The organism is Rhodococcus tukisamuensis NBRC 100609 (genome assembly GCF_001894985.1).
GTDB lineage: Bacteria > Actinomycetota > Actinomycetes > Mycobacteriales > Mycobacteriaceae > Rhodococcus_G > Rhodococcus_G tukisamuensis.
Genome location: NZ_BCXG01000015.1, coordinates 69,181 through 91,204 on the forward strand (window position 1 = coordinate 69,181; position 22,024 = coordinate 91,204).

General features: G+C 70.3%; 17 protein-coding genes. 9 read left to right on the forward strand and 8 right to left on the reverse strand.

Annotation, left to right across the window (positions count from 1 at the left end; genetic code table 11):
- The first annotated feature begins 25 nt into the window (after positions 1-25).
- Positions 26-3,145 (forward strand): ATP-binding protein, encoded by a 3,120-nt coding sequence (locus tag RT2_RS16315; protein ID WP_072845840.1) that lies wholly within the window; start codon positions 26-28, stop codon positions 3,143-3,145.
- A 98-nt stretch (positions 3,146-3,243) separates the two neighbouring features.
- Complete coding sequence (locus RT2_RS16320) at positions 3,244-4,641, forward strand: FAD-binding oxidoreductase (RefSeq protein WP_072845841.1); 1,398 nt, start codon at positions 3,244-3,246, stop codon at positions 4,639-4,641.
- Between the two features lie 87 nt (positions 4,642-4,728).
- Here the strand turns inward: RT2_RS16320 and RT2_RS16325 are convergent, their stop codons facing one another.
- The gene (locus tag RT2_RS16325) at positions 4,729-6,120 is read right to left on the reverse strand and encodes a glycine--tRNA ligase (protein WP_072845842.1); all 1,392 of its coding nucleotides are present in this window, start codon (positions 6,118-6,120) and stop codon (positions 4,729-4,731) included.
- Positions 6,121-6,409: 289 nt separating this feature from the next.
- On the opposite strand from RT2_RS16325, the gene RT2_RS16330 reads away from it, so the two are divergent.
- The 3 genes from RT2_RS16330 (at position 6,410) to RT2_RS16340 (ending at position 9,823) form a co-directional block, all read left to right on the forward strand.
- On the forward strand, positions 6,410-6,706 hold the full coding sequence (locus tag RT2_RS16330) for an ArsR/SmtB family transcription factor (protein WP_245709370.1): 297 nt from the start codon (positions 6,410-6,412) through the stop codon (positions 6,704-6,706).
- Positions 6,703-7,122: a Fur family transcriptional regulator gene (locus RT2_RS16335; protein WP_072845843.1), complete on the forward strand. Its 420-nt coding sequence runs from the start codon at positions 6,703-6,705 to the stop codon at positions 7,120-7,122. Before RT2_RS16330 ends, RT2_RS16335 begins: the two co-directional genes overlap by 4 nt.
- Positions 7,123-7,210: 88 nt before the next feature.
- Positions 7,211-9,823 (forward strand): hypothetical protein, encoded by a 2,613-nt coding sequence (locus tag RT2_RS16340; protein ID WP_072845844.1) that lies wholly within the window; start codon positions 7,211-7,213, stop codon positions 9,821-9,823.
- A gap of 35 nt (positions 9,824-9,858) precedes the next feature.
- On the opposite strand, the gene RT2_RS16345 is transcribed toward RT2_RS16340, so the two are convergent.
- From RT2_RS16345 to recO, 3 genes are read right to left on the reverse strand one after another with little or no spacing between them, the layout of a single operon-like run.
- Entirely contained in the window at positions 9,859-10,260 is a 402-nt protein-coding gene (locus RT2_RS16345) for a hypothetical protein (protein WP_072845845.1), read from the reverse strand.
- Positions 10,261-10,285: 25 nt separating this feature from the next.
- Positions 10,286-11,083, reverse strand: coding sequence for an isoprenyl transferase (locus RT2_RS16350; RefSeq protein WP_217635607.1), 798 nt, complete (start codon positions 11,081-11,083; stop codon positions 10,286-10,288).
- Entirely contained in the window at positions 11,049-11,918 is an 870-nt protein-coding gene (gene recO, locus RT2_RS16355) for a DNA repair protein RecO (protein WP_072845847.1), read from the reverse strand. The genes RT2_RS16350 and recO overlap by 35 nt, the downstream gene beginning before the upstream one ends.
- Positions 11,919-12,071: 153 nt before the next feature.
- Here recO and RT2_RS16360 point away from each other — a divergent pair, with 153 nt between their 5' ends.
- Positions 12,072-13,331 (forward strand): serine hydrolase domain-containing protein, encoded by a 1,260-nt coding sequence (locus tag RT2_RS16360; RefSeq protein ID WP_072845848.1) that lies wholly within the window; start codon positions 12,072-12,074, stop codon positions 13,329-13,331.
- 112 nt (positions 13,332-13,443) lie between these two features.
- Here the strand turns inward: RT2_RS16360 and RT2_RS16365 are convergent, their stop codons facing one another.
- The 4 genes from RT2_RS16365 to RT2_RS16380 all read right to left on the reverse strand — a co-directional run bounded on the left by RT2_RS16365 (position 13,444) and on the right by RT2_RS16380 (position 18,574).
- Positions 13,444-15,045, reverse strand: a complete 1,602-nt coding sequence (locus RT2_RS16365) for a long-chain fatty acid--CoA ligase (protein WP_072845849.1) — start codon at positions 15,043-15,045, stop codon at positions 13,444-13,446.
- Positions 15,046-15,174: 129 nt separating this feature from the next.
- Positions 15,175-16,227, reverse strand: a complete 1,053-nt coding sequence (locus tag RT2_RS16370; RefSeq protein WP_072845850.1) for a beta-keto acid cleavage family enzyme — start codon at positions 16,225-16,227, stop codon at positions 15,175-15,177.
- Positions 16,228-16,302: 75 nt separating this feature from the next.
- The gene (locus RT2_RS16375) at positions 16,303-17,103 is read right to left on the reverse strand and encodes an SDR family NAD(P)-dependent oxidoreductase (RefSeq protein ID WP_245709351.1); all 801 of its coding nucleotides are present in this window, start codon (positions 17,101-17,103) and stop codon (positions 16,303-16,305) included.
- Positions 17,104-17,215: 112 nt separating this feature from the next.
- On the reverse strand, positions 17,216-18,574 hold the full coding sequence (locus RT2_RS16380) for an MFS transporter (RefSeq protein ID WP_072845852.1): 1,359 nt from the start codon (positions 18,572-18,574) through the stop codon (positions 17,216-17,218).
- Between the two features lie 309 nt (positions 18,575-18,883).
- Between RT2_RS16380 and RT2_RS16385 the strand changes: the two genes are divergently transcribed.
- The 3 genes from RT2_RS16385 (at position 18,884) to RT2_RS16395 (ending at position 22,013) form a co-directional block, all read left to right on the forward strand.
- A complete protein-coding gene (locus RT2_RS16385) occupies positions 18,884-19,921 on the forward strand; it encodes an AraC family transcriptional regulator (RefSeq protein WP_072845853.1) in 1,038 nt (345 codons plus the stop codon).
- Positions 19,922-20,017: 96 nt separating this feature from the next.
- Complete coding sequence (locus tag RT2_RS16390) at positions 20,018-21,433, forward strand: amidase (protein WP_072845854.1); 1,416 nt, start codon at positions 20,018-20,020, stop codon at positions 21,431-21,433.
- A 16-nt stretch (positions 21,434-21,449) separates the two neighbouring features.
- On the forward strand, positions 21,450-22,013 hold the full coding sequence (locus RT2_RS16395) for a TetR/AcrR family transcriptional regulator (RefSeq protein ID WP_072845855.1): 564 nt from the start codon (positions 21,450-21,452) through the stop codon (positions 22,011-22,013).
- The last annotated feature ends 11 nt before the right edge of the window (positions 22,014-22,024 follow it).

The following is a 22,024-nucleotide window of genomic DNA, read 5'->3' on the forward strand; positions in this document are numbered from 1 at the left end:
TGAGTTGGGTAGGAGGCCAGCCGACATGCTGCACGTCTCCCTCCTCGGGGAGCAGGCAATCACCGACACCGCGACCGGGACCGCCGCGACCCGGTCGCCGCGCGCGGTTGCCCTGGTGGCCTTCCTGGCGGTGCACGCGGGCACGCCACAGCCCCGGCAGCGAATCGCCGAACTCTTCTGGCCGGACTCGGCGGACGGTCAGGCGCTGACCAACCTGCGCCGCGAACTGCACCACCTGCGCCGCGCCCTCGGCGACGCGGACTCCCTGGTCGTGACCTCGACGGACCTGTGCTGGCGCGACAGCGACACCTGCCGCGTCGACGTCCGGGCCTTCGACCTCGAACGCCGGGTCGCGCTGGCCGCGGCGGCGGCGGGCGACGACCACGCGGCCCTCGCCCACGCCCGGGCGGCCATCGCCGCGTACCGCGGCGAGTTCCTGCCCGGCGGGTACGACGACTGGCTGCTCGAGGCCCGCGCGGAGCTCGAGCGCCAGTGCGTGGACCTGTGCGACCTGGTCTGCGCCGCGAGCGCTCGCGGCGGCGACCCGGCGGCGGCGACCGAGGCTGCCCGTCGGCGGATCCGGCTGCAACCGCTGGAGGAGGTCGGCTACCGCACGCTGATGCGGTTGCAGGTCGACGCGGGTGACCGGGCCGGAGCGCTGAGCACCTACCACCGCTGCGCGTCCGTCCTCGAGCGCGAGCTCGGTGTCGCCCCCGAACCCGCGACCAGGCAGGCGGCGGCAGCCCTGCTGGCGACGCCGGCCGACGCGCCGCGGCCCGCCGGTGCCGTCGGCCGATCCGGACCGGCCGCCGCCGAGTTCGTCGGCCGCGCCCGCGAACTCGGCCTGCTCCGGGACCGGTGGCGAGCCGCCGCGGCGGGCCACCCGGGCATCGCACTGGTCGGCGGCGGCGCCGGGGTGGGTAAGACCCGACTGCTGCGCGAGGTCGCCGCGCTGGCCCGGTCGCAGGGCGCCGTGGTGGCGGCGACCCGGTGCTTCGGCGCCTCCGGGCGGCTGCCACTCGCTCCGGTGGCGGACTGGCTGCGGAACCCGGCAATCCGCGACGCGACGGCGACGCTCGACCCGCTCTGGCGCGACGAGGTGGACCGGCTGGTGCCGTCCGGCGCCGGTTCGCCCGGAGCCGCCGTTGTCCGGCCCCGCGATCCCGGCGCCGGTTCCCGCGCGATGGTCGACGCCTGGCAACGCCTCCGCTTCTTCGAGGGCCTGGCCCGGGCGCTGATCGGCGACGGCCGCCCGCTGCTGCTGGTGGTGGACAACCTGCAATGGTGTGACCAGGAGACGCTGACGTTCGTCGCGTTCCTGCTGGGACTGACCACGGACACGCCGTTGCTGGTGGCCGCGGCGCTGCGCGACGAGAACCACGACCCCGGCCCCGACCTCGGGGCGTGGACCGCGCGGATGCGGGCCACCGGGCTGCTCACGGAGCTGGACCTGAGCCCGCTCGACGTGGACGACACCGCTCGGCTCGCCGAGGCCACGGCCGGCAGGCCACTGCGCGCGGACGACCTGGAGCTGCTGCAGGCGGCGACGGGCGGGTTCCCGCTGTACGTCGTCGAGGCGATGCGCACCGCCGCGGAGGACGGCGAGACTCCTCTTCCGGTCGGCGATCTCACCACGGTGCTGCGCACCCGTCTCGAGCACGCGAGCCCGGCCGCCCGCGAGGTCGCCGGGCTCGCCGCGGCCGTCGGGCGGAACTTCACCCTCGACCTGCTCACCGAGGCCAGCGACCTCGACGCCGACACCGTGGTCCGGGCCGTCGACGAGCTGTGGCGGCGGCGGATCCTCCACGAGTTCCGGGACGGCTACGACTTCTCCCACGACCTGCTCCGGGACGCCGCGTACGCACAGGTCGGCCCGCCCGCGCGGTGGCTGCTGCACCGGCGCCTGGCCCAGGGCCTCGAACTGCTTCACTCCGGCGACACGGACTCCGTCTCCGCCCAGCTCGCCGAGCAGTACGCGCGGGGCGGCCGGGCCGAGCGGGCGGTGGCCTACTACCGGCGGGCGGCCGAGGTCGCCTCCGGCACGTTCGCCCACGCGGAGGCGATCCGCCTGCACCGAGAGGCCCTCGCGATCGTGCGCGCACAACCCGGCGGACGGGGCGCGCTCGCCCGGGAACTCGACATCCTCGAGTCGATGGCGGCGCCGCTCAACGCCCGGTACGGCTACTCCTCGCCCCAGTTGCAGCACACCCTTGAACGCTCGATCGAGCTGGCCGAGGTGCTCGGCCGCCGGGACTCGACGGTCGTCGCGCTCGTGGGACTCTGGACGTCCCGGTTCGTCCAGGGCGACACCGCGGGCGCACACCGGGCGGTGTCCCGCGCGCTCACCCTGGTCGACTCCGACTCCGACGCCGACTCCCAGCTGAGCGGCAGCGCCCACTTCGCGTTCGCCGGGTCCGCCGTCAGCCTCGGCAGGCCGGCGGAGGCACTGCACCACTTCGAGCTCGCGGCCGAGCTGACCCGGGGCGCCCACTCGTTGACGGTCGGTACCCGACCGGACGTGCACTCCCTGGCCTGGTCCGCGCACGCGCACTGGCTGCTCGGCCACGACGACGACGCCCGGTCGAGCTGCCGTGACGCCGTCGCACTCGCCCGGGGCGCCCGGCACCCGTACAGCCTGGCCGTGGCCCTGGCGTACGGCGGTATCACCCTGCAGATGCTCGGCGACCGCGACGAACTGCGGGACACAGTCGGCGAGCTGCAGGACCTGTGCGACCGGTTCGACTTCGCCTACTACCGCGAGTGGGCCCTGATCCTCGGCGGCTGGTCCGAGCCCGGGCCGTCCGGGATCCCGCTCGCCCGGCGGGGCCTCGAGAACCTCCGGGCGGCAGGCTCGTTCGCCCGGATGCCGTACTGGCTCTCGCTGCTCGCCGACCTGTCGATGCGGGAGCAGCGGCCCGACGCCGCGCGCGCGACCCTGGACGCCGCCGTCGTCGCCGGGCAGGCCCGCAGCGACCTGTGGTGGCTGCCCGAGGTGATGCGACTGCGCGCCGCCCACGACGACCCCGACGGCGCCCGCACCCGCCTGCGCGCCGCCGCCGCGATGGCGTCCGAACACGGCAGCGCCGCGCTGCTGCGGCGATGCGAACGCGACCTCGAGGCGCGGGGCGTTCGCCCGACCCGATGACCGCGACGGCGGACGAACGCTGCGCGAACGCCCCCTTCGTAGCTTTGGTGATGCGGGCACCCGACGAGCGGGAGCCACACCACCGGAAGGGAAGCGTCATGTCCACCACGACGTACGAAGACCTGGCCGCGACGCTGCGCGGCGACCTGATCACCCCGTCCGACGCCGGGTACGACGCGGCGCGGGCCGTCTACAACGCCATGATCGATCGGCGCCCCGCGGCCATCGCCCGCTGCCGGGACGTCGCAGACGTCATCAACTGCGTGCGGTTCGCCCGCGAGCACGACGTCGAGATCGCGGTGCGCGGCGGCGGTCACAACGCCGGCGGCCTCGGGGTGTGGGACGACGCCCTGGTCATCGACCTGTCGCTGATGCGCAGCACCACCGTCGACCCGGTCGGCCACACCGTCCGCGTGGACGGCGGCTGCACCTGGGGCGACGTCGACCACGCGACCGTCGCGTTCGGCATGGCCACCCCGTCCGGCTTCCTCGCCTCCACCGGCGTCGGCGGCCTGACGCTCGGCGGCGGCATCGGCTACCTGTCCCGGCGCTTCGGCCTCACCGTCGACAACCTGCTCGCCGCGGACGTGGTGCTCGCCGACGGCACCTTCGTCACCGCCAGCGCGAGCGAGCACAGCGACCTGTTCTGGGCCCTGCGCGGCGGCGGCGGGAACTTCGGGGTCGTCACGTCGTTCCGCTTCCGCTGCCACGACATCGGCGAGCATGGCGTGGTCATCGGCGGCCCCGTGCTCTACGACCTCGCCGACACCCCTGCGGTGATGCGCTGGTACCGGGAGCTGCTGCCGTCGCTGCCGGAGGAGCTCAGTGGCTGGCTCGGGCTGATCACCGTCCCGCCGGCGCCGCCGTTCCCGGAGGAGCTCTGGGGCCGCAAGTCCTGCGCCATCGTGTGGTGCTACACCGGGTCGCACGAGCGGGCGGACGAGGTGCTCGAGCCGATCCGGTCGTTCGGGTCACCGCTGCTGGTGGGCCCCCATCCGATGCCGTTCAACGTGCTGCAGAGCGCGTTCGACGGGCTCTACCCGGCCGGGCTGCAGTGGTACTGGCGGGCGGACTTCTTCAACGAGATCTCCGACGCCGCGATCGACGTGCACTGCAAGTTCGGTGCGCAACTGCCCACGGGGCACTCCACCATGCACCTCTACCCCATCGACGGCGCCGCGGGCCGGGTGGCCGAAGACGCGACCGCCTTCGCCTACCGGGACGGCGGCTGGGCCGGCGTCATCGTCGGGGTGGACCCGGACCCGGCCAACGCGGACACGATCACCGCCTGGGCGAAGGACTACTGGACCGAGCTGCACCCCACCTCGGCGGGCGGTGCCTACGTCAACTTCCTGATGGACGAGGGTCAGGACCGCGTCCGGGCGTCGTACCTGGGCAACTACGACCGGCTGGCCGAGGTCAAGGAACGGTACGACCCGGACAACGTCTTCCACGTCAACCAGAACATCCGGCCCGCCGCGGTGGCGACCCGCTGACGGACCGCGAAAAGCGAAGCGCCGGACGCCCTTCGATCCGCGAGGCGGTCGAGGGCGTCCGGCGCTGCCGGCCGGGGACCCGGGGCTCTAGGAGCCGATCAGGTGCTGCGCGAGGTAGCCCTCGACCTTGTCGAGGGAGACGCGCTCCTGCTCCATCGAGTCGCGCTCGCGGACGGTGACGGCCTGGTCCTCGAGGGTGTCGAAGTCGACGGTGATGCAGAACGGGGTGCCGATCTCGTCCTGGCGACGGTAACGGCGACCGATCGCGCCCGCGTCGTCGAACTCGATGTTCCAGTTCTTGCGCAGCGCCGCGGCGAGGTCCTTGGCCTTGGGGGTCAGGTCCGCGTTGCGGCTCAGCGGCAGCACCGCGGCCTTGATCGGGGCGAGCCGGCGGTCCAGGCGCAGGACGGTGCGCTTGTCGACGCCGCCCTTGGCGTTGGGCGCCTCGTCCTCGGAGTACGCGTCGACCAGGAACGCCATCAGCGAACGGGTCAGGCCGGCCGCGGGCTCGATGACGTACGGCGTGTACCGCTCGCCGCTGGCCTGGTCGAAGTAGTTCAGGTCGGTGCCGGAGTGCTTCGAGTGGGTCGTCAGGTCGAAGTCGCCGCGGTTGGCGACACCCTCGAGCTCGCCCCACTCGCTGCCCTGGAACTGGAAGCGGTACTCGATGTCGACGGTGCGGTCGGAGTAGTGCGACAGCTTGTCGGCCGGGTGCTCGAACAGGCGCAGGTTCTCCGGGTCGATGCCGAGGTCGGTGTACCAGGCCATCCGGGTGTCGATCCAGTACTGGTGCCACTCCTTGTCCTCACCCGGCTTGACGAAGAACTCCATCTCCATCTGCTCGAACTCGCGGGTGCGGAAGATGAAGTTGCCGGGGGTGATCTCGTTGCGGAAGCTCTTGCCGATCTGGGCGATGCCGAACGGCGGCTTCTTGCGCGAGGTGGTGAGCACGTTCGCGAAGTTCACGAAGATGCCCTGCGCCGTCTCGGGCCGCAGGTAGTGCATGCCCTCCTCGGTCTCGACCGGGCCGAGGTGGGTCTTGAGCATCATGTTGAAGTCGCGCGGCTCGGTCCACTGACCGACGGTGCCGCAGTCCGGGCACACCACCAGGTCCATCGTGACGTCGTCCGGGTTGTCGAGCTTCTTCTTCTCCGCGTACGCCTCCTGCAGGTGGTCCTGGCGGTGGCGCTTGTGGCAGTTCAGGCACTCGACGAGCGGGTCGTTGAAGACGCCGACGTGGCCGGAGGCCACCCACACCTCGCGCGGCAGGATCACCGACGAGTCGAGGCCCACGACGTCGTCGCGGCTGGTGACCATGCTCCGCCACCACTGCTTCTTGATGTTCTCCTTGAGCTCGACACCGAGCGGGCCGTAGTCCCACGCGGACCTCGTACCGCCGTAGATCTCACCGCACGGGAAGACGAGTCCTCGGCGCTTGGCGAGGTTGGCAACGGTTTCGACCTTGGACTTGGGTGCCACTTGGGGAGCTCTCCATCTGGGTAATAGATGCTGCGTCACGGGGGTTTGCTGGGTACCAGCCTATCTGCCCCCGGGGGCGTGCCCAATTCAACCGTTTGACATGCATACTCGTGCATATCAAAATGGAATCGATTTGCAATAAGGTGGCCGGCGGACGACCTCTCCGCGGCCGCAGACCGCCGCCACGAGAACGCCAGGAGCCCGCCGAGTGAGCATCACCGACGCCGACGACGTGCACGGCGACCCGGGCCCGCATCACCACGGCGACACGTCCACGCCACCGGCGACACTGCCCAGCAAGGACGCAATGGCCGCGGCCGGTGACCTGCTGCGCGCCCTGGCCGCGCCGGTCCGTATCGCGATCGTGCTGCAGCTGCGCGAGACCGAGCGCTGCGTGCACGAACTGGTCGAGGCCCTCGGGGTCACCCAACCGCTGATCAGCCAGCACCTGCGGATCCTCAAGGCCGCCGGTGTGGTCCGTGGCGAGCGGACCGGCCGGGAAGTGTTCTACCGTCTCGTCGACGACCACCTGGCGCACATCGTGATCGATGCCGTCGCCCACGCCGAGGAAGGACCGAGACCGTGACAGAGAAGGCCGGGCCCCGTACCCCCGTCGTCGTCGGCGTCCGCGCCACCAAGCAGCGCAGCGCAATCTCCGCGCTGCTCGACGACATCGACGAGTTCCGCTCCGCACAGGACCTGCACGACGAACTGCGCAGGCGCGGCGAGGGCATCGGGCTGACCACCGTCTACCGCACCCTCCAGACGCTCGCCGACGCCGGCACCGTCGACGTGCTGCGCACCGACACCGGCGAGTCCGTGTACCGACGCTGCTCCTCCGGGCACCACCACCACCTGGTGTGCCGCAGCTGCGGTTTCACCGTCGAGGTCGAGGGCCCGATGGTCGAGCAGTGGTCGCAGTCGATCGCCGACGAGAACGGCTTCACCGACGTCAGCCACACCGTCGAGATCTTCGGCACCTGCCGCAACTGCTCCGCCTAGCGGCGCACGGCCTGACATCCCGCGATCGTCACGGACACCGCGATTGCGATCTTGACGCACTCGGCGACGTGCACGGGAAGGACCGACGATGGTTCGTGACGTCGTGCGCCGCGCGCGCGAGCTGCTCGAGGCAGGTGACCAGGAGCAGGCGCACGCCATCCTGGCGCTGGCGCTGGATGCGCCGCGGCGTGCCGCTGAGGACATGGAAGCCATAGCCGTGGCCGAGGCGACCGGGATGCTCGTCCAGTTGGAAGCCCCGTGCGAACCACGCGATGCCCTCGAGCGGCGCATCGCGCGGATGACCGAACTCACGGACGGCTTCGACGCCGACGCCGTCCGTGAGGCGCGCGCGCTCGCCGAGCTCGAGTCGATCGAGTGGGTCCACCGGCACGAGCCCGACGACGCGATCGTGCTGGTCGACGTGCTGCGAGCGGCGGAGTCGTTCGCAGCACGGCACATCGGGGACGATCAACCGCTCGGCGTTCGGCAGGCACGCGCGGAGGCATTGTTCACCGCCGAGATCCTGCGACGCCACCTGGGACGAGATCGCCATCGGGTGGCAGTCGGCCTCGAGACGCTGGCGCTCACGCTCACCGCGGAGTCCGACGAGCGGTTGCGTCATCTGCGCATCGCCGCGCTCTACCAGGCGGCGCGGATCCGTTACGACAGCGGAGACGACCCGGAGTCGGCGGTCGCGCTGATGCACCGTGTCGTCGCCGAGGCGGAGCCGCTCCCCTCGGCCCGGGCGCTCCTGCACGCCGCGTCGCTCTGCCTGGTCGACGACGAGATCGGCCGGGGAGCGCCGGCGGCGGTGGCGATCGGCCACGGCCTGCGCGCCCTGGATGTGCCCGTCGCCGATCCCGGCTTCGAGGCGGCCACCGAACAGGCCCGGCATCTCGACCAGGTGCTGGAACGGCTTCCCGACACCGAGCGCGACCGTGCCGCCGCGGAACACTCCGCCGCACTGGTGGACCGCTATGCCACCTGTGCCGCCGAGGACGCGCGTGAGGCGATCCTGTGGTGGGTGCTCAGGGGTGTTCCCGAGGACGCAGGCGCGGTGACGACGGTGGATCGACAGGTCCTCGCCCACGCCGACCACGCGTTCGACACCGATCCGAGCCCGCTCACGGCGGCGGCACGGGCGCGCGTGGCGTCACGCCTCGCCGAGGTGACCGCGCACCTCGGCGACCCCGCGGGCGCCGTGCGACTCTACGAGCGGCTCGAAGCGCAATTCCCCGGGCACGAGCACGACGAGCGTCTCGTCGTGCCGCTCGCCCTGGCGATGGTCGACCGGGCGCTTCGACTCGCAGACATCGGACGACGCGGCGACGCCCTCGAGGCGCTGGCGCAGGTGCCGCACCGCTACGCACCCGCCGCCGGCGTGCCCGGCGTCCCGGCCGCGATCGCCCAGGCGGTGTACTGGCGAGGACGCCTGCTGCGGGAAGCAGGCGAGCTGGCCGAATCTCGCCGCGTCATCCGCGACACCGTGGACCGCTCGGCCGTCGACGCCGACGCCGACGTCCGCCTGTGGGCGGCCAACTCCCTCTTCTCCGTGTGGCAGTCGCCCGGGCTCGATCCGACCGAGATCGATGATGCGCTGCATCGGTTTGCGGACCTGTTTGCCGACGATCCGGACGTGCGCATCCGCCGCCTGGACGCCCGGCGCCGCCTCGTTCAGTCGACACGCGCGGCAGAACGCGGCGAACGCGGGGTGGCGGCGACCCTGCTGCAGGGGCTGGTGGCCAGCCACGCCGACAGCGACGACCCGGACATCCGCGACACCGTCGAACTCGCGGCCGAGAATCGACGGATCCTCGAGATCACCTCCCCCACCGATGCGGCCCCCGCCTCGGCGGGAGAGGCCCGCTACCGCGATCTTCGCGAACGGCTGTACGGGGCCGACAGGGCAGTCGACGAGGGGCGACGAGCCGACGCCGAAGAAATCCTCGCGGCGATCGCCGCCGACACCGTCGTAGACCCAGACGAGAACATCGTCATGCTCGGGCTCGCGGCGTTGGACGTGCTCGGAGGACTTCTGCTCGACGCCGGGCGGTGGGAGGAGCTCGTCGCCGCGGCACGCAGCGCCGCCCTGCGCCGCCCCGGTCTCGACACCCGGGCACGCCGGGTGCACGCACGCGGTCACCTGCGGCTCGGCATCGCGCTGGGCCGACTCGGCGAGGAGGGTGCAGCGATCGAGGCCTACGAGGCGCTCGAGCGGCTCGCCGACGGAGCGACCGACGGCGACATCGTGAACGCCCGCGAAGTGGCCACCTACAACCGCGCCGTCCTGGTCGACGGACTGGGCGACCCGGTCGCCGCGATCGCCGCCTACGACCACGTCCTCAGGATCCACGACCAGTCCGTCGACTCCGCCGAACGCCGGCTCCGCCGTGTCAAGACACTGCGCAACAAGGCGCTGCTGCTGACCGGGCTCGGCCGCCTACCCGACGCGACCCACGCCCACCGAACGATCCTGGACATCGCGGGCGCCTTTCCGGACGCCGAGATCGCCGCACGAGGCCGCAAGTCCGCCTTCGACCTGGCGGCCTGCTACACGCGGCTCGGCCAGCATCGTGTGGCATCGGACCTCTACACCTGGATGCGATCCGCCCGTCATCTCGGATTCACCCGCGACGAGCTCAAGAGCATCACCCGCTCCGCCAAGACTGCAGCCCGCGAATCCAAACGCGCACATCGGTGACGAGTGGATCCCGATCGCGCACCTGAGCGCTGCGACTAGGGCAGCAACCCCTGCCGCCCCTGATCCGCGCCCGAGAGCACCAGCAGCAGCATCGTAGTCAGCGCCTCGTCCCCGAGCCCGGCGGCGGGGAAGGTGTAGCGCAGGATGACGTCGGCCAGCTTGCCGCGGGTGATCACGGTGATCGACCCGAACTGCATCATCGAGTTCTTCTCGGCGACCTTCTTGTGCAACGCGGGCTTGGCCGGGCGGTCCCAGGCCAGCACCGCGGTCACCGACAGCACGTCCAGGCCGGGCGAGAGGGTCACCGCGCGCAGCGAGCACAGCGCGCCGGCGTACTCGAAACCCAGCGACCCGTCCTCGGACACCCGGACCTCGGTGAAGTGCGACAGCGCTTCCTGCGCCCGGGCCTGGAGAAGTTCGGCCGTCTCGGCGGCCACTACTTGACCCCGCCACTGTGCTTGTTCATTTGACTCCGCCGAACCGTCGGTCACGGGAGGCGTACTCCACGCAGGCCGCCCACAGGTCGCGGCGGTCGAAGTCGGGGAAGAGCTTCTCCTGGAACACCATCTCGGCGTAGGCGGACTGCCACAACAGGAAGTTCGACGTCCGCATCTCCCCCGACGGCCGCAGGAACAGGTCGACGTCCGGCATGTCCGGCTCGTCGAGGTACTTCGCGACCGTCGCCTCGGTCACCTTCTCCGGGTTCAGCTGACCCGACGCCACCCGGCGCGCGATTTCCCTTGCCGCGTCGGCGATCTCGGCCCGTCCGCCGTAGTTCACGCACATCGTCAGGGTCATCACCGTGTTGTCCTTGGTGAGTTCCTCGGCGATCTCGAGTTCCTTGATGACGGAGGTCCACAGTCGCGGCCGTCGACCGGCCCAGCGCACCCGCACGCCCATCTCGTTCATCTCGTCGCGCCTGCGGCGGATCACGTCGCGGTTGAAGCCCATCAGGAACTTCACCTCGTCGGGGCTGCGCTTCCAGTTCTCGGTGGAGAACGCGTACGCGGAGAGCCACTTGACGCCCACCTCGATGCACCCGCAGACGGAGTCCATCAGGACCGCCTCGCCGCGCTCGTGTCCGGCGGTGCGCGGCAGCCCGCGCTCCTGCGCCCAGCGCCCGTTGCCGTCCATCACCAGGGCGACGTGCCGCGGGATGAGTTCGGGCTGGAGGATCGGTGCCCGCGCCCCCGACGGGTGCGGGTCCGGGGGCCGGACGGCCCGGCTAGGCGTGGCTTGCGGTTCGCGTCGTCGAATCACGGTCCCCATCCTGCCCGACCGGACCAGGCGCCTGCGCCACCGGTGGCGATTCCACCGGCCCGACGCCGGCCCCGGCGGGCTCCGGCTCCACCGCCGCATGCGGCCGGTGCCGTTCGATCAGCGGCAGGGTGCGCAGTTGTCGTTCCAGGTGCCACTGCAGGTGCGCGGCCACCAGACCGCTGGCCTGGCTGCGGATCGCGCCGGGGGCGTCCTCGGTGCGCGCCCAGTCGCCGCGCGCGAGAGCGTCCATCAGGTCCAGCACCCCGGGCGACGGGGTCGCCGCGCCGGGTGGGCGGCAGTGCACGCACACCGCGCCGCCCGCGGCCACGTGGAAGGCCCGGTGCGGACCCGGAGCGGCGCACCGCGCGCACTCCTCCAACGCGGGGGCCCAGCCCGCGAAACCCATGGCCCGCAACAGGAATGCGTCGAGGATCAACTCGGCTGGACGCGCCTGCTCCCCCACCGCGCGCAGGGCCCCGACGGTGAGCTGGTGCAGTCGCGGGGCCGGGGCGCGTTCCTCGCCCGCCAGGCGTTCGGCGGTCTCGAGCACCGCGCACGCGGTGGTGTACCGGCCGTAGTCGTCGACGATGTCGCCGCCGAAGGCGTCGATGGTCTGCACCTGGGTGACGATGTCGAGGTTGCGGCCCGGGTAGAGCTGCACGTCGATGTGCGCGAAGGGCTCGAGCCGGGCGCCGAACTTGGACTTGGTCCGTCGTACGCCCTTCGCCACCGCCCGCACCAGCCCGTGCTGGCGGGTGAGCAGGGTGACGATGCGGTCGGCCTCGCCCAGCTTGTGCTGGCGCAGCACCACCGCATTGTCCCGGTACAACCTCACAGACCCGATCTCCCGTCGCTTCGCTCGCCCGTCCAGTCTCCCACGGTGCGGCGACGCTCCCGTTCCCGCGAGGCGGCCTGGTCGCGCGTCCCGCGCCGGCACCGTCGCGCCGGTTCACCGCGCGCGGACCTCCCCGGTCTGCCAAGCTCGACTATGGCCTCGAGACGGATTCTCGTGTTGGCATGCGTTCTCGCACTCCTGTCCGCGTGCGGGTCGAACAATCCGTCCTCCCCCGGTATCGCCTCCACGACCACCACCGTCCGGACCACCGCGGCCTCCGCCGATCCGGCGCAGGCCGACGCGGTGATGAAGATCGTGCGCGACGCCATGTCGCAGGCCCACCTGAAATCGGCGATCGTGCGCGTCACGATGGACGACAAGGAGATCGTCACCGCTGCGCTCGGCGAGTCGATGACCGGCGTCCCCGCCACCACCGACATGCACTTCCGCAACGGCGCGGTGGCCATCTCGTACGTCTCGACGCTGCTGCTCCAGCTCGTCGACGAGAAGCGGGTGAGCCTCGACGACAAGGTGTCGACGTGGCTGCCCGACATCCCGAACTCCGACCGGGTGACACTCGGCCAGCTCGCCCAGATGACCTCGGGCTACGTCGACTACGTCATCGGCAACACCGAGTTCGACGCCGCCATCTACGCGGACCCCTTCCGCAACTGGACGCCCGAGGAACTGATCTCCTACGGCACCGACAAGCCGCTGCTCTACGAGCCCGGCACCAACTGGAACTACGCGCACACCAACTACGTCATCCTCGGCCTGGCCCTCGAGAAGATCACCGGTCAGCCGATGACGCAGCTGATGCAGGAGAAGGTGCTCGGGCCGCTCAGGCTGGCGAACACCACCGACCCGGGGACGGCGGCGATCCCCGAGCCCGTCCTGCACGCGTTCAGCTCCGAACGCCGCGAGGCCCTGCAGATCCCCTCCGGCGTGCCGTTCTACGAGGAGTCCAGCTTCTGGAACCCGTCGTGGACCATCACCCACGGCGCCATCCAGACCAGCAACATCTACGACCTGCACGCCACCGCGGTCGCGATCGGCACCGGCAAGCTCCTCTCGCCGGAGTCGTACCAGGCGATGGTGTCGACGGCGCTGCGCGGCAAGACCACCACCCTGCCGGGGTGCACCACCTGCTTCGTGCAGGACATCGGCTACACGTACGGGCTCGGACTCGTCATCACCGGCGACTGGCTGATGCAGAACCCCCTGTTCAGCGGCTACTCCGCGTCCGAGGCCTACCTGCCGTCGAAGAAGATCGCGATCGCCGTCGCCACCACCTACGACCAGGCCGCCTTCGACGACACCGGCGCCTACACGAACGAGGCCGACCTGCTGTTCCGCAAGATCGGCGCCCAGCTCGCGCCGGACGATGCCCCGCCCATGCCGCCCGCCAAGTAGCCGTCCCCGGCCCAGGTACCGGCGTCCCCGACCCAGGTGCCGCCGTCCCCAATGTCACATCGGGGACCCTGTGGGTAACCGATGTGACATTGGGGAAGTCACATGCCGCAGCTCATGCGGAGAACTGTTCGCGCAGCGTGAGCTTCTTGAACTTGCCGGTGGCCGTCCTCGGAATGGTGGAGACGATCTCGAACCGCTCCGGCAGCTGCCACCGCGAGAACTCGGTCGACAGGTGCTCGCGCAACTGCTCGGGGTCCGCGGTCATGCCGTCCCGGAGCACGAGTACCGCCAGTGGACGCTCGCCCCAACGGGGGTCGGGTACGGCGATCACCGCGGCCTCGGCCACCGACGGGTGTGCCATGAGGTGGTTCTCGAGGTCGACCGAGGAGATCCACTCGCCTCCGGACTTGACCAGGTCCTTGGAGCGATCGCAGACCCGGATGCAGCCGCGGTGGTCGATGCGGACGATGTCTCCGGTACGGAACCAGCCGTCAGCGGTGAAACTGTCGGCGCCCTTGCCGTTGTGGTAGGCCGCGGCAACCCACGGACCGCGCACCTCCAGCTCGCCCATGGCACGGTCGTCCCACTCGATGAACCCGTCGTCCTCGCTGCGGGCCCGGATGTCGACGAACGGCATGGCGACACCCTGCCTGGCCCGGAAGGCGTACTGCTCGTCGGCTTCGCCCTCCCGAAGATCCACGGGGAGCCGGCTGACCGTGCCCAGCGGTGCGGTCTCCGTCATTCCCCACGCCTGGACGACCGTCAGGCCGTGCCGGTCGTACCCCTCGAGCAGGCTGCGCGACACCGCCGCCCCGCCGACGATCAGCCGATCGAGGTGGCCCAGCTCCCAGCGCTGCGGCTGCGCGTCGAGCGCGTCGAGCATCGCCATCCACACCGTGGGCACCCCGGCCGTCATGGTGACCTTCTCCGTGGCGATCAGGTCCAGCACGCTCACCGGATCCAGCTTCGGGCCGGGCAGCACCAGCCGCGCCCCGAGCAGCGCAGCGGCATAGGGCAGACCCCAGGCGTTGGCGTGGAACATGGGCACGACCGGCATCAGTGTGTCCTGTGTCGACACCCCCAACGAATCGGGCAGTGCCGCGGTCAGCGAATGGAGTACCAGCGCCCGGTGCGAGTACACCACGCCCTTGGGTCGTCCGGTGGTTCCGGACGTGTAACACATTGCGCCGGCACGACCTTCGTCGAGTGCCGGCCACTCCATCGGCTCGGCGGCACCGATCAGGGCCTCGTAGTCGAGGGTCCCGTCGGGTGCCGTGTCGCTGTGCGCGACGACGATGACGTGCTCGAACTGGTGCGCATGACGGAAGGTGTCCAGCACCTCGAGCAGCGATTCGTCGACCACGATCACCCGGTCCTGCGCGTCGCCGACGATGAATCCGAGCTCGTCGGCGTGCAACCGTGGGTTGAGCGTGTGCACCACCGCCCCCATCGCCGGGACCGCGAAGTACATCTCGAGATGCTCGGCCTGATTCCACAACAGCGTCGCCACCCGGTCACCGTCGGCGACACCGAGCCCCGCCAACGCGGTGGCGAGCCGACGCGAGCGCCGGGCGCACGCCCCGAGGGTGGTCCGGGCGATGCTGCCGTCGGGGCGGCGGGAGACGACATCCTTGCCGCTGTGGAATCGCTCGGCACGCTCGACCACCCCGGTCAGCGTCAGCTGGTAGTCATCCATGGTCAGGCCGTTGATCACGTAACACTCCTAGGTAGGGGAAGAATTCGGCGAACGCGGTCACGCACGGACCGGGCGAGGGTGCGGCTACCGGCGGGGGCCACGGGCAGTGTCCGTGGCCCCCGCTCGACTGGGGGCGCCGTCGAAGGGTCAGGCGTGGTGGGTGAAGCCGACCTGGCCCGGGCGGCGGTTCGGCGCGTAACCGAGCTTCGCCAGCGTCTCGTCGGCGTCGGCGTAGGTCTCACCGATCTTGTAGATGTCGCGGGCGTCCTTTCCGGTGGCGACCTCGCGTCCGAGTTCACTGGCGATCCGGACCAACTGCTGGATCTGCTGAACCGAGGTCATCTTCTCGCCCTTGCGGCCCCAGATGGTGTCCTCGTTGCCGCAGCGGGTGTGCAGGCCCATCGCGATCGCCATCGTGTTGACGGGCAGCACGCTGCGCATGAGGGACTCCAGGGTCAGGGCCGCTCCGTCCGGGACGCGCTGGATGAAGTTCATGATGTTGTACGGGTTCGGTCCCTCCATGCCGCCGCCGATGCCGGTCCAGGTCACATTCAGCGGACCGGTGTAGACGCCGCGGCGGATGAGCCGCTCGACGCTCTCGAGTCCGGTGATTCCGGTCAGCGCGAACAGGGGCTGGATGCCGGCGGCCTGTAGGCGACGCAGGTGCTCCTCAACCCAGGCCGGTCCGGCCGGGATCGTCATCTCCCGGTACGTCTCCTGCAGTTCCGGACGCGCCAGGGACGTGCCCGCGATGTCGTCCGCGGTCAACAGCTCCGCGATGTTCATCTGGCTGGTGTTGATCGCGATCGTGACCTGGTCCGGCTTGGGGTCGAGCTCGGCGAGCATGTGCCGGGTGTCATCGGAGAGCCACTTGGCTTCGGCGCCTTCACCTTCCGGCGCGAATGAGATCGAGCCTCCGACCTGCAGGACCATCTCCGGGACGGCCTCGCGCAGCCGACCGAGCAGCTCGTTGAACTTCGAGAGCCGCTTGCTGCCCTTGCCGTCGAGCTCACGGACGTGGATGTGCAGCACCGACGCGCCGGCCTCGTAGCAGTCCACCGCTTGCTGGACGTGCTCGTCCATCGTCAGCGGCAGGTCCTCACGGAAGTCGTTGGGCTCCCACTCGGGGCCGTACGGTGCTGCGGTGATGACCAGCTTGTCCTGGTTCTCCGGGAAGAGTGCATCATCGTGGAAGTGCATGGTGTTGCTCCTGTCGGGATTGGCAGAAAGTGTTGCCGAGGAAGGGCATTCGACTGAATCGCGGATCGGCCGCGGTCAGATGACGGCGCCACCGTTGGGGCTGATGACCTGGCCGACGAGGTAGTGGGTCTCGCCCGCGAGGTAGACGGCAAGGGAGGCGTACTCCTCGGGAGTGCCGAGCCGGCCCACGGGAATGATCTGGAACAGGCTGCGCTTCTGCTCGTCGGTCGCGTGGTCGAGGTATTCCTGGAACGGAGGCGTCAGGACACCTCCGCAGGCGATGGCGTTGACGTAGACGCCGGCGCCCGCAACGTCGAGGGCGACGGTCTTGGTCAGACTCACGACGGCGGCCTTGGCGGCCGAGTAGCCGGGGCTGTGAGTGCTTGCGGTAGAGGTGCCGGCGACCGACGCAATGTTGATGATGCGGCCGTAGCCCTGAGGCTCCATGAACTTCAATGCCTCACGGGTGCAGTAGAAGACACCGTGAACGTTGACGTCCCACCACTTGAGCCAGTCGTCGTCGGTCAGACTGCTGGTGATACCGATGGACTGGCGCTCCATGGGGGTGGTGACGTAGGCGTAGTGACGGCTACGTCGCTCTTCGTCCGCCGGCATGTTGGGCACGCGTGCGGCGTTGTTGACGAGGATGTGGACGGTCCCGAACTGCTCGGCAGCCCGGGCGAACATCTCGACGACCTGATCCTTGGAGGAAACGTCGCAGCGCAAGGCCAGGCAGTTGCGTCCCAGCGCCTCGATCTCGGCGGACACCTCCGCCAGCTTGTCTTCCTGAAGGTCGCAGAGGACGAGGTCCGCGCCCTCGTGCGCCATGGCGAGCGCGATCGAGCGGCCCAGGCCCTGAGCCGCTCCGGTGATCACGGCAACCTTGTCGAGTAGCTGCTGCATTTCTCTGACTTTCCTTCGGTGGATGGGATTGACCGACCGTCTCGACGCTCGGGACGGTCGACAGAAGTCGGATGGTCGTGGCGATCTACGCCGAGGCCACGAGCGTGTCTGCCGAGTCCTGCGACACGTCAGCGGAGTTCTTCGACTCCACCGCGGCAAGCTTGCGGAGACCTGCGGGATAGAGCTTCATGCCGAGGCCCAAGACCACGATCGAAACGACGGATGCGAGTGGGACCCACTGCAACGCACCGAGCAGACCCAGTCGATCGGACAGCAGTCCGACAACGAACGGCCCGAGCGCCAGCCCGAAGACGTTGTTCGCGAGCACGCCCACACCGAGGGCCGAGGCTCGGATCGACGGGTGGGACAGGCTGGCGACGACCGCCGTTGTGGCACCGGAGAATCCGGAGCAGAAGAACGCCCCGACGCCGATCAACACCATCTGCACAGGCCCGTTCGCGAGCTGGAAGCCGACCATCAGGGACACCATCGCGATGCCGGCGAACGCGATCGCCGCACTCCACCTGTGTTCGGGTCGCCGGCGACCGAACCGGTCGGCGGCGATGCCACAGAGCACCGTGCCGGCGCCGATCAGGAGCACGAAGACCGATGCCGCCAACCCGGCATCCGTGGCCGCCATGTCGTGGTAGCGGTTGAAGTAGCTGGGAAGCCAGGCGAGCAGCACACCCGAGACGAAGAACTGGATTCCGGCACCGACGTAGGCACAGGTCAGCGAGGCGTTCGTGAGCAGGCTCGAAATCGGGGCGCGTCCACTCCCGGAGGCGGGCGCCCCTGAGACCGGACGATCGGTGGCATGACGCGCCAGCCGCTGCTCGTTGACGAGGATCCGGAACAGGATGATCAGACACAGACCGAAGGCCGCCATGACCAGGAAGGCCGCGCGCCAACCGAGCCGATCCGCGAGCACGCCGCCGAGCGCGACACCGACGACCGAGCCGAAGAACGCCGCACCGAGGATGGCGCCGCTGAGCGAGGCATGCAGTCGCGGGGCAAAGACTCCCAGCATGACGGCCATGCCCACACTCGCGTAGGCGGCCTCGCCGAACCCGAGCAGAAATCGTGCGCCGAGCAGCTGGGAGTAGTTCCCCGCCGCGGCGCACAGGACGGTCGCGACACTCCACAGGACTGCCATGAGGACCACACTGCGGACGCGACCCCAACGGTCGGCGAGCAGTGACATCGGCAGCGCCAACACACCGACCATCAGGGCGACGACGCTGGTCAGGGCCGCGAGTTGCGAATCCGACAGATCCCACTCCGCTTTCAGCACGGGGAAGACGGAACTGAGTACCTGCCGGGACATGTAGTCCGACATCATCAGCCCGAAGATCAGGGTGAAGACCACCCACGGAAAGATCTTCGAGGGGGCGCCTGCGCCGGGGACCTCTCGGGGTGGCGTTGACGCCGGGGATTCCAGTTCCATGCGAATTCCTGTTCGTGAAGGGCGCGTTGGGGCGACGCGTCTCGGATATGACCGGTTCGGAAAGCTCGCTGCGGTCCTGAACCGAGGTGTGAACTGCACAACGGACGTGCGTCGATGCGGCGACGCCTTGATTCGAAGGCGCCGCATCAAGTCCTGACAGGGCATGCGACGGCCGGGGATTGCCCAGCGGAGTCACCGCGCGGACGGATGCGACCAAGCGCGGTGACTCATGTCACGCTATACGCATTGGGGCAAGATCACTTGGCCCATTGGGACACATTCTTTGGCAGCTTGGGACAGGGGCAATCGATGACGTCGCAGAAGGTACGGAGTTCGGCCCTGACCGGGTACGTCGAGTTGACCCAGTCCCTCGGCTCGGACCCCGATCTGTTCATGCGTGCGGTGGGCATCGACCCGACCGCCCTGGCCATCCCCAACACGTGGCTTCCCGCGGAGCGCGTCGACGAACTGCTCGAGCGCACCGCCGAGGCAACGTCCTGCATGGACTTCGCGGTCAGGATGGCGGACGGAAGGGGCGTGTCGATACTCGGCGCAGTGGGGTTGGCCGCCCGCGAGGAGCCGGACGTCCGTAGCGCGATCGCGCTCATACTGCGCCACATGCGGGTACACAACGAGGCGATCCAGATTCGGCTCGTGGAGTTGAACGGGCTTGCCTCACTGCGGATCGAGCCCGCGGCCGGGATGACACTCGGTCGCCAGTCCATCGAACTGGTCGTCGCGTCGTTGGCCCGGATCCTCAGCGCGTTCCTTCCGGACGGTTGGCGGCCGCTGTCCACGTGCTTCGTCCACGACGCGCCAGCCACACTCGACGTCCATCACCGTGCATTCGGGACGGGTATCGCGTACGAACGGGACTTCAACGGTTTTGTGCTCTACTCGAGCGACCTTGACTCCGTCAACCCGTTGTCGGACCCGATGTTCCAGCCCTACGCGAGGCAGTACCTGGACCTGCTCGCGCCGCCGGAGGATGCCTCCGCCGTCGGACGGGTGCGCGAGATGATCGAGGCGCTCCTGCCGGGCGGAAAGTGCACCGCGGCCCGGATAGCGCGCAGCCTCGGGATGGACCGGCGAACCCTGCACAGACACCTGTCCCAGGCGGGCGAAAACTACTCGTCCGTGGTCGATTCGGTGCGCGCAGATCTCGCGCGGCGGTACGTCACGCGCGGGAACCGGAACCTCACCGACATCGCGGGCGAACTCGGCTTCTCCGACCTGAGTGCCTTCTCGCGCTGGTTCCGCCGACAGTTCGGCATGAGTCCGACCGCATGGGCAGCCCGGGAACGCGAACTCGGCACGCGGTCGCCAGGAGACCCTCCGGCGAGGTAGCACCCCGGCCGGATCCCCCGTGTCTCGCTCGAAACCGGGACGGCCACCCGCCGTCGGCGCTACTGTTCGTTCGAACGAACAGGACGGAGACACCCGGTGACCACTCACGCCGAAGACACCCGCGAGCTGGGGCTCGAGGACACCGCCGCGGCACTGGCGAACGGGACGACCAGTTCCGTCGACCTGGTGCGGCGCAGCCTCGACGCCGCCGAGGCCAGCCAGCCGAGCCTCAACGCCTTCCGGATCCTCCGGCGCGAGGCCGCCCTCGCCGAGGCCGCCGAGGCCGACCGACGCCTGGCCGCGGGTGAGCGCGCGCCGCTGCTCGGCGTTCCGATCGCGGTCAAGGACGACGTGGACGTCGCGGGCGAACCGACCGCCTTCGGCTGCGCGGGCGAGTTCCCCGCCAAGACCGCGGACTCCGAGGTGGTGTGCCGCCTTCGCGAGGCCGGGGCCGTCATCGTCGGCAAGACCAACAGCCCCGAGTTGGGCCAATGGCCTTTCACCGGTGGCAGTTTCGGCCACACCCGCAACCCGTGGGCGGCCGGCCGGACCCCCGGCGGCTCCTCGGGCGGCAGCGCCGCGGCCGTCGCCGCCGGGCTGGTGCCCGCCGCGCTCGGCTCGGACGGCGCCGGGTCGGTACGGATCCCCGCGTCGTGGACCAACCTGGTCGGCATCAAGCCGCAGCGCGGCCGGGTCTCCACCTGGCCGGAGACCGAGGCGTTCTACGGCATCACCGTGATCGGGCCGCTGGCCCGGACCGTCGCCGACGCGGCGCTGCTGCTGGACCTGGTGTCCGGCTCGCACGAGGGCGACCTGCACCAGCCGCCGCCGGTGACGGTGCGCGACGCCGTCGACCGCGAGCCCGGCCGGCTGCGGATCGCGCTGTCGCTGAAGATCCCGTACACCGCGACCCCGCGGACCCTGCACCCCGAACTCAAGGACGCGGTCGGCGAGACCGCACACACCCTGCGCAAGCTCGGCCACGAGGTGGTCATCGCCGACCCCGCCTACGGCCTGCTGCTCGGCCTGAACTTCCTGCCCCGGTCGATGGCCGGGCTCGAGCAGTGGCGCACCCGCATGCCCGATCCGTCCCTCCTCGACCCCCGCACGCAGGCCAACGCCCGCACCGGCCGACTGCTCGGCGGGCTGCCGTTGCGCGCGTCCCGGGCCGCCGAGCCCCGCATGCGCAGGCGGATTGGCGCCATCTTCGACGACTTCGACGTGATCCTCGCGCCCAGCACCGCCACCCCGCCGCCGCCGGTGGACGCGCTCGACGGTATCGGGCAGTTCGAGACCGACAAGGTGATCACCGCCGCCTGCCCGTACACCTGGCCCTGGAACATCCTGGGCTGGCCGAGCGTCAACGTGCCCGCCGGGTTCACCTCCGACGGCCTGCCCCGCGGCGTGCAGCTGATGGGTCACCACGACACCGAGCCGATGCTGGTGTCGTTGGCCGCGCAGCTCGAACGCGAACTACGGTGGGACCGTGAACGTCCCGAGCAGTGGTGGTGAAGTGAGTGGTGGTGAAGTGAGCGAACGGACACCGGCGCGGGAGCGGATCCTCGCGGCGGTGCTGCACGTGATCGGCACGGACGGCATCGCCGCGGTGACGAACCGGCGGATCGCCGCGCAGGCGCAGGTGTCGCTCGGCTCGATCACCTACCACTTCCCCAGCCAGACGGACATGCTGCGCGACGCCCTGCTCGGCTTCGTCACCGAGGAGACGGCACGCCTGACCGAGTTGGCGGAGCAGTACCGTGACCACGGACTGAGCGTGCAGGATGCGGCCTCACTCACCGAGCAGGTGGTCCGCGACCTCGGCTGGGCCGCCGAGCGGGTGGCCCCGTTCGAGCTGTACATCCAGGCCGGCCGCGACCCGGCGCTGCAGGAGGCCGCGAGCGAGTGCTTCGCCGCCTACGACACCCTCACCGTCACCATCCTCGAGGCGCTGGGCGTGCCGAACGCGGCGATGCTGGCCCCGACACTGGTCGCCACGATCGCCGGCCTGCAGCTGCGCCGCCTGGCGACCGGCGGCGCGGGCACCGACGTCTCCACCGCGATCCTGCTGCTGGTCGGCGGGGCGCAGGCGTGATGCAGGTAACC